Annotated in this window: 5 protein-coding genes; all 5 read right to left on the bottom strand. The window is 69.5% G+C overall.

Features of this window, described 5'->3' with window-relative positions; genetic code table 11:
• Window positions 1-125: 125 nt before the first annotated feature.
• The gene (locus ROTAS13_RS16015; protein WP_075822826.1) at window positions 126-1,391 is read right to left on the bottom strand and encodes a pitrilysin family protein; all 1,266 of its coding nucleotides are present in this window, start codon (window positions 1,389-1,391) and stop codon (window positions 126-128) included.
• Window positions 1,392-1,542: 151 nt separating this feature from the next.
• On the bottom strand, window positions 1,543-2,136 hold the full coding sequence (locus ROTAS13_RS16020; RefSeq protein ID WP_075822827.1) for an IS5/IS1182 family transposase: 594 nt from the start codon (window positions 2,134-2,136) through the stop codon (window positions 1,543-1,545).
• A 131-nt stretch (window positions 2,137-2,267) separates the two neighbouring features.
• Window positions 2,268-5,204, bottom strand: coding sequence for a PAS domain-containing protein (locus ROTAS13_RS16025; RefSeq protein WP_083755569.1), 2,937 nt, complete (start codon window positions 5,202-5,204; stop codon window positions 2,268-2,270).
• Window positions 5,197-5,385, bottom strand: coding sequence for a type II toxin-antitoxin system ParD family antitoxin (locus ROTAS13_RS16030; protein WP_075822829.1), 189 nt, complete (start codon window positions 5,383-5,385; stop codon window positions 5,197-5,199). The genes ROTAS13_RS16025 and ROTAS13_RS16030 overlap by 8 nt, the downstream gene beginning before the upstream one ends.
• A gap of 231 nt (window positions 5,386-5,616) precedes the next feature.
• Window positions 5,617-7,296 (bottom strand): SLC13 family permease (locus ROTAS13_RS16035; protein WP_075822830.1); only part of this gene is annotated, 1,680 nt, incomplete at its 5' end.

The raw sequence follows: 7,296 nt of genomic DNA on the forward strand, positions 1-7,296 counted from the left end.
GCCGCGGATCAGCACCGCATCGGCCGAATCCGCCCCGGCCGCCCGGGCGGCGGCGACGAGGTCGCCCAGCCGCGCCAGGTGGCGTTCCGCGTGGCCCTCCATCCGGCCCGCCATCCCGGTGGCGCTCACGCCGCCAGCTTCTCGGCGATGGTGGCCAGCGAGGGCACCTTGCCCATGGGGCCGAGGGCCGCGAGGGTGGGGGTGCCGCGGAAGGCGCGGGCGGCGGCCGCCTGGACCTGTTCCACCGTCACGGCGGCGATCTTCGCCTTGGTTTCCTCGACCGGAATGATGCGGCCATGGACCTGGAGCTGGCGGGCGAGCTGCTCGCAGCGGCTGCCGGTGGATTCCAGGGACATCAGCAGGGAGGCGCGGAGCTGGGCCTTGGCGCGGTTCAGCTCCTCCTCGGTCACGTCGTGCTGGACGCGGCGCAGTTCCTCCAGCGTCACGGGGACGAGCTCGGCGGCCTGGTCCTCCCCCGTGCCGGCATAGATCGCGAACATGCCGCTGTCCCGGAAGGGGGAGTGGAAGGAGTAGATGGAATAGACGAGGCCGCGCTTCTCGCGGATCTCCTGGAACAGGCGGGAGGACATGCCGCCGCCCAGCAGGCCGGACATCAGCATGGTCGGGTAGTGCATCGGGTCGCCATAGCCCGGGCCGGGGAAGCCCAGCACGACATGGACCTGATCCAGCTCCCGCTCCTCGCGGAACTCGCCGCCGGTATAACGGGCGGGCTCGGCCTCGTGCGTCTCGGCCACCGGCAGGTCGGCGAAGTGGCGGCCGACCATCTCCACCAGCGCCTCGTGCTCCAGCGCCCCGGCGGCGGCGACCACCATGCGGGAGGGGCCGTAGTGCCGGCGCATGTAGTTGCGCAGCGCGTCGCGCGGCATCTTCTCGATGATGGCGGCCGGGCCCAGGGTGGGGCGGCCCATGGCCTGATCGCCATAGGCGGTGGCCTGGAAGTGGTCGAAGACGATGTCGTCGGGCGTGTCGTTGGCCTGCCCGATCTCCTGCAGGATCACGCCGCGCTCGCGCTCCACCTCCTCCGGCGCGAAGGAGGAATGGGTGAGGATGTCGCCCAGGATGTCGGCGGCGAGCGGCAGGTCGTCCTTCAGCACCTTGGCGTAGTAGGCGGTGTTCTCCCGCGCCGTGTAGGCGTTGAGGTGGCCGCCGACATCCTCGATCTCCCGCGCGATGGCGGCGGCGTCGCGCTTCTCGGTGCCCTTGAAGGCCATGTGCTCCAGGAAGTGGGAGACGCCGTTCTCCTCGGCGCGTTCGTCCCGGGTGCCGGCATGGACATAGGCGCCGATCGAGGCGGTCTCCACGCGGGGCATGGTGTCGGAAACGACGGTCAGGCCGTTGGGGAGGCGCGTCAGGCGCACGGCATCGCTCATGGGTTCGGTCGGTCTTCCACTCGTTCGGGGCCCGGCCCGGTCCTGGGCAGGGCGTGCTGGCGTATCGGGGGACAATGTAGGCGCGGTGGCCCGAAACTGCGACCGGGGCCGGGGAGATAAGGGGTGGATTCGGCGGTGGGGCATGGCGGGGTCATGCCCAGCCCAGGCGCAGCGAGCGCGGGATGCGGGCGCGGCCGGCGGCGGCGCGGTGCAGGGCGGCGAGGCCCCGCACGAGGCGGCGATACGGGGTGACGGTGCCGTAAGCGCCTGTAAACGGCGGAAGCTTCGCGCGAGCGAGGGTTTGGGACAAATCCGGATCGAGCAGCAGCCAGGGCGGGCCGGGCAGGGCCGCGCGCAGGTCCAGGCGGCGGGCGAGCAGGATGAGGCCGAGGCCCAGGATGCGGTGGGCGCGGCGGGCGGCGCGGCAGATGCGATGGGCCAGGGCGTGGAGAGGGTGGCCGGGCGGGGTGGTGGCGAGGGCGGTGAGCAGGCGCTGCCACAACCCGGCATGGGTGAGGCGGCGGAAATGGCGGGCGACCGTGCCGGGATTGCCGAAGCGTTCCGGCAAGGCGGACCAGGGGGAATGGGTGAGGGCAACGTGGAAGATGGCGTCGAGGCGGTGGCGGTGGTCGGCGGGGCGGCCAGTGCCGGTAGGGTTGGTGGGGAGGTAGGGGGCGAGGGCGCGCCATTCCGCCTCGGTCATCGGGTGAAAGGGATGGGGGGTGGGGAAGGAGCTGGCGCGCATGGGGGGGATAGCATGGGGGAGTGGAAATAGGCAAATTTTCCTATTTGTGGGGGTGATCGAGGGTCAGTCCATGAGGTGAAGGGTCGGCCGGGAAGGGTGGAAAGCAGACGTTTCCTATCTCGTGGCGTTGATCAGGAAACGGCGATCAGTTCTCTGATGCGACTGGCCAAAACCTCCATCGCGAACGGCTTGATCAGCACGTGCATGCCCGTCGCCAGATGGCCATGGCTGAGCACCGCGTTCTCGGCATAGCCGGTGATGAAAAGCACCTTCAGATCCGGCCGCACCGCCCGGCCGGCATCCGCCATCTGCCGCCCGTTCATGCCCCCGGGCAGGCCCACGTCAGTCACCAGCAGGTCGATTCGTGCGTCCGACTGCAGAATGTGCAGCCCCGCCGTGCCGTCCGCCGCTTCCAGGGCCATGTAGCCCAGCTCCTCCAGCACCTCCGTGACCAGCATCCGGACCGTGGGCTCGTCGTCGACGACCAGCACCGTCTCGCCCCGCTCTGCCCGCGGCACGTCGGTCAGCTCAGGTTGCGCTTCGACGCGGCCCGCCTCGCCCAGGTGACGCGGCAGGTAGAGGCACACCGTCGTACCCTGCCCAACCTCCGAGGTGATGCGGACCTGTCCGCCGGACTGCCGCACGAAGCCGTAGATCATCGACAGGCCGAGACCGGTCCCCTCACCGATCGGCTTGGTGGTGAAGAACGGATCGAAAGCCTTGGCGATCACCTCGGGTGACATGCCCGTGCCGTTATCTGTGACGCAGAGTGCCAGGTACTCCGCAGCTGGCATATCGAGGTCACGCGCCATGCGCGCGTCTATCACCTTGTTATCCGCCTCGACCGTCAGCTTGCCGCCGTCCGGCATGGCATCGCGCGCGTTGATGCAGAGGTTCAGCAGCGCATTCTCGAGCTGGTTCGGGTCGACCAGCGCGGACCAGAGCCCCACCGCGCCGACCACATCGACCGCGATGGCCGGACCGACCGTGCGCCGGATCAGCTCCTCCATGCCGGACATCAGAAGGCGTACGTCGGTCGGCTTGGGGGCCAGGGTCTGCCGCCGGGAGAAGGCGAGCAGCCGGTGCGTCAGCGCGGCGGCGCGATCCGCGGCACTCCTGGCTGCCGCGACGTAGCGGTCGACGGTGCCGAGACGACCCTGGGCCACGCGGGTCTGCAACAGCTCCAGGCTGCCGATGATGCCGGTGAGCAGGTTGTTGAAGTCGTGGGCCAGCCCACCTGTGAGCTGGCCCACCGCCTCCATCTTCTGGCTCTGCCGCAGCTGCTCTTCCAGCTGCTTGCGCTCGGTCACGTTGCGACCGACGGCGTAGACCTCTCCGTCCGCGGGCGTGCAGGTCCAGTTGTAGCTGCGGTAGGAGCCGTCCCGGTGCCGCGTCCGGGCATCCAGGTCGCTGACGGCTCCGCCGGCAAGCAATCGATCGAAAGCTGCCCGGACCACGTCGACATCGTCCGGATGACTGAGCTGGTCGAAGCGCAGTCCGACCAGTTCGTCCCGTGCGTAGTCGAGCGCTGCGGTCCAGGCCGGATTGACGTTGCGGTACTGGCCGTCAGAACCGACAACCACGAAGAGGTCGGGACTGAGATTCCAGACTTTGTCCCGCTCGACCGTGCGCTCGGCCACCGTGACCTCAAGCTGGTCGTTTGCCCTTCGCAGCCCTTCCTCGGCCTGACGCTTGTCCTCGATATCCTGCAGGATGGTGATGGCGGCCGCAATCGCCCCCATCTCATCGCGGATGGGCGTGCTGCTCACCTCCAACCGCCGCGTGCTGCCATCCTCGGTGCCGGCACCGCCCCGGCGATAGATCATCTCCTCGTCGCGCACGACCTCGCCGTGGCGCAGGGCGCGCACGGTCGGGTAGTCCTCGATGGCATAGGGGGTGCCATCCGCGTGCACGGCGCCGTAGTCGCGATAGCGGTTGATATCGTCGCCGAGCGCGCCGTGGCCGATCATCTCGCGCGCCCGGTCGTTGAGCACCAGGGCGCCGCCGGTCGTGGCTTCCGCGATCGAGATGCCGATCGGCGCCTGCCGGATCAGTGTGTCCAGCAGTTCGCGCTCCACCCGCAGCCGGGAACGCGCCTCCTCCGCCGCCACCTCGGCGAGATGGCGCGTCGTGATGTCGCGAGACACGCCCACGAGGCGCATCGGCGTCCCGTCCCCCTGCAACATCGGCGCGAAGCTCACCTCCCACCAGCGCGGCTTGCCCAGAGCGGTCGGGCAGAAGGCGTTAATCCGGGTGACCTGACCCGCAATGGCTCCCCTGATCGCGTCACGGAGTTTCGAGGCCTCCTCGGCAGGCCAGAGATCGACGAAGTTCCGGCCCAGGATCTGAGAGAGATCGACGATCTCGTTCAGCCAGAGGCCCTGCTCGTTCATGAACTGCAGCGTGCCGTCGGTGTCCAGCACCTTCACACAGTCAGGACTCGCGGCCAGGATGCCGCGCGAGAAGGCGTCGTTGCGCCGGGTCTCCTCCAGCACCCGCAGCCGGTCCACCGACGCCGCCAGCAGGTTGGCGTAGGTACGTAGGAACGAGATGTCGTCGTTGGTGAACGACCGCGATTCGCGGCTGTCCACCTGTAGTACGCCGTAAGGCCGCCGCTCCCGACCGCCGATGATGACGACGTTGACCAAGGCCTGTACGCCATTGTCGAGCAGAAAGCCGGGTATGCTGAATCGCCGTTCGTGCCGGACGTCGGTCGAGATGACGGGCTCGTTTGTCTGCAGCGCGTGTCCTTCGGAGGAGCTTTCCTCCGCCTCGATCCGGGTGTGGCCGACGATCCCCGGTTTCCAGCCGACGCCTGCCTTGACCAGCAGGGTCCGGCCGTCTTCCTGCAACTCCAGCACCTTGGCCAGATCGGTACCGAGCGCCTCGCCCACCAAGCGGCAGGCCTCGTGGAGGATCTCGTCAAGGCTCTCCGACTTCAGCGAGAGCTCGCCGAAGCGGGCGAGCGCCGTTTGATGTCGTAGCAGGGCTACGATCTCATCACCCTGCTGGGAGCTGCCACGCGGGTCCGACGGGGACTGGCTCTCCGCCATCTCGTTATCAGGCATCGACGGACTTCTCTGAGGCGGTGCCCTGAGGCTGCTTGGCCGCGTCACGTTCGATCAGCAGACGCAACCCGGCGCGGATGACCTCGCTGGCCGTGGCGTAGTGTCCCGACGTGACCTGTTCGGCAACGTAGGTCACGAGAGACCGGGTCAAGGCTACGTGGAGGGAGTGTTGCGCGGGCATGACCTCATGATACGGCGAGGCGGCCGGGGTGTCACCTTATGGCTGGAATACCGAGCCTTAGGAGCAAGGTCCGGATTGGGTCGCTTGCAGCCATTGCGACGTCATGCGCCCCGGCGCGACCCCGCCGGCAGCAAGCGCCAACTCCCCGGGTCCAGGGCTCGAAGAGTCCTGGCGGATGGGGGCCGGGGGAAGGTAGGGCCTTCCCCCGGGACGGGGCGACGCCGGACCGCCTCAGCGCAACGGCAGGACGAGCGGCACCAGCGCCACGCTGACCGCCATCACCAGCACGGCGAGGGGCAGGCCGATGCGGAGGAAGTCGCCGAAGCGGTAGCGGCCCGGGCCCATGACCAGGGTGTTCACCGGAGAGGAGACGGGGGTCATGAAGGCGGCGGAGGAGGCCAGGGCCACGATCATGGCGAAGGGATAGGGGGAAAGGCCGGTTTCCTGTGCGGTGGCGATGGCGACGGGGGTCATGAGCACCGCCGTGGCGGTGTTGGAGATGAAGAGGCCGGTGACGGCGGTCAGGGCGAAGAGGCTGGCCAGCAGGGCGTGGGGGCCGGCCTCGCCGACCGTGGCGATCAGCGCGTCGGCGGCCAGCGTGACGCCGCCGGTGCGCTGGAGGGCGAGCGAGAAGGGCAGCATGCCGACGATGAGGACCAGGCTGGGCCAGTGGATGGCACGGTAGGCGCTGTCCATGTCCAGGCAGCGGAAGCCCAGCATCAGCAGGCCGGCGATGAAGGCCGCCTGGACGTTCGGGACCAGGCCGCTGACCATCAGCGCCACCATGACGGCGAGGCTGAGCAGGGCGTAGGGGGCGCGGGTGGCGGCGGGGGTGAGTTCCTCCAGGTCCTCCGGCTGGTTCAGCAGGAGCAGGTCGCGGCGGCCGCGCTGGGAGCGGCGGATATCCGTCCAGGGGCCGACCACCAGCAGGGAGTCGCCGGCCTGGAGGGGTTTTTCCAGCATGTCCTCGGCCACCGGGGCGTTGCCGCGCCGCATCCCCGCGACGGTCAGACCGAGGCGGGAGCGTAGCTTCGCCTCCAGCACCGACTTGCCGGTGAGCTCGGCACCGGGGGTGACGATCATCTCGGCGATGCCGACGGCGTGGGGGCGATGGGCGAGGTCGGAGTGTTCGATCGGCAGGGGCTGGAGGCCCAGGCGCCGGGCGATTTCCGCCAGATCCTGCGGGGTGGCGGGCAGTTCCACCAGCAGCTCGTCATCCGCGCGCAGCACGGTCTCGGCGTTGGGGCTGAAGATTTCGGTGCCGAAGCGGGCCGGGCGTTCCACCGCCATGACGTTGAGCCTGTGCCGTGCGCGCAGGGCCAGCTTGTCGAGCCGCTGGCCCGCCAGCAGGGAGCCGGCGCGCAGGCGCAGGCGGTGGGCGCGGTCCTGGAGGCGGTAGTCCTCGACGAGCTGGCGCAGGGTGGTGCGCGCACCAGGGGTGGTGCCGTCCTCGGCCGGGCCGGCGGAGAGCCGGCGGCGGGCCAGCAGCATGTAGCCGATGCCGAGCAGGAGGATGGGCAGGCCGAAGGGGGTGAAGCCGAAGAAGCCGAAGCCGGGCAGGCCCTGCCGTGTCAGTTCCGCCTGGACCACGAGGTTGGGGGCGGTGGCGACCAGGGTCATCATGCCGCTGATCAGGGCGGCGACGCTGAGCGGCATCATGAGCTGGCCGGGCGGGATGCCGAGGCGGGTGCAGATGCGCAGCACCACGGGGATGAAGATCGCCACCACGCCGGTGGAGCTCATCACCGAGCCGGTGAGGCCGACGATCAGCATCAGCAGCACCAGCAGGCGGGTGGCGCTGCCGCGGGCGCGGGCGAGCAGCCAGTCGCCGAGCCGGCGGGCGATGCCGGTGCGGACCAGGCCCTCGCCTGTCTCTTGATCACATCTACGCACAGCTCCACCGTAAGGCGA

Origin of the sequence: Roseomonas sp. TAS13 (assembly GCF_001950415.1) — a bacterium.
GTDB classification, from domain to species: domain Bacteria; phylum Pseudomonadota; class Alphaproteobacteria; order Acetobacterales; family Acetobacteraceae; genus Roseomonas; species Roseomonas mucosa.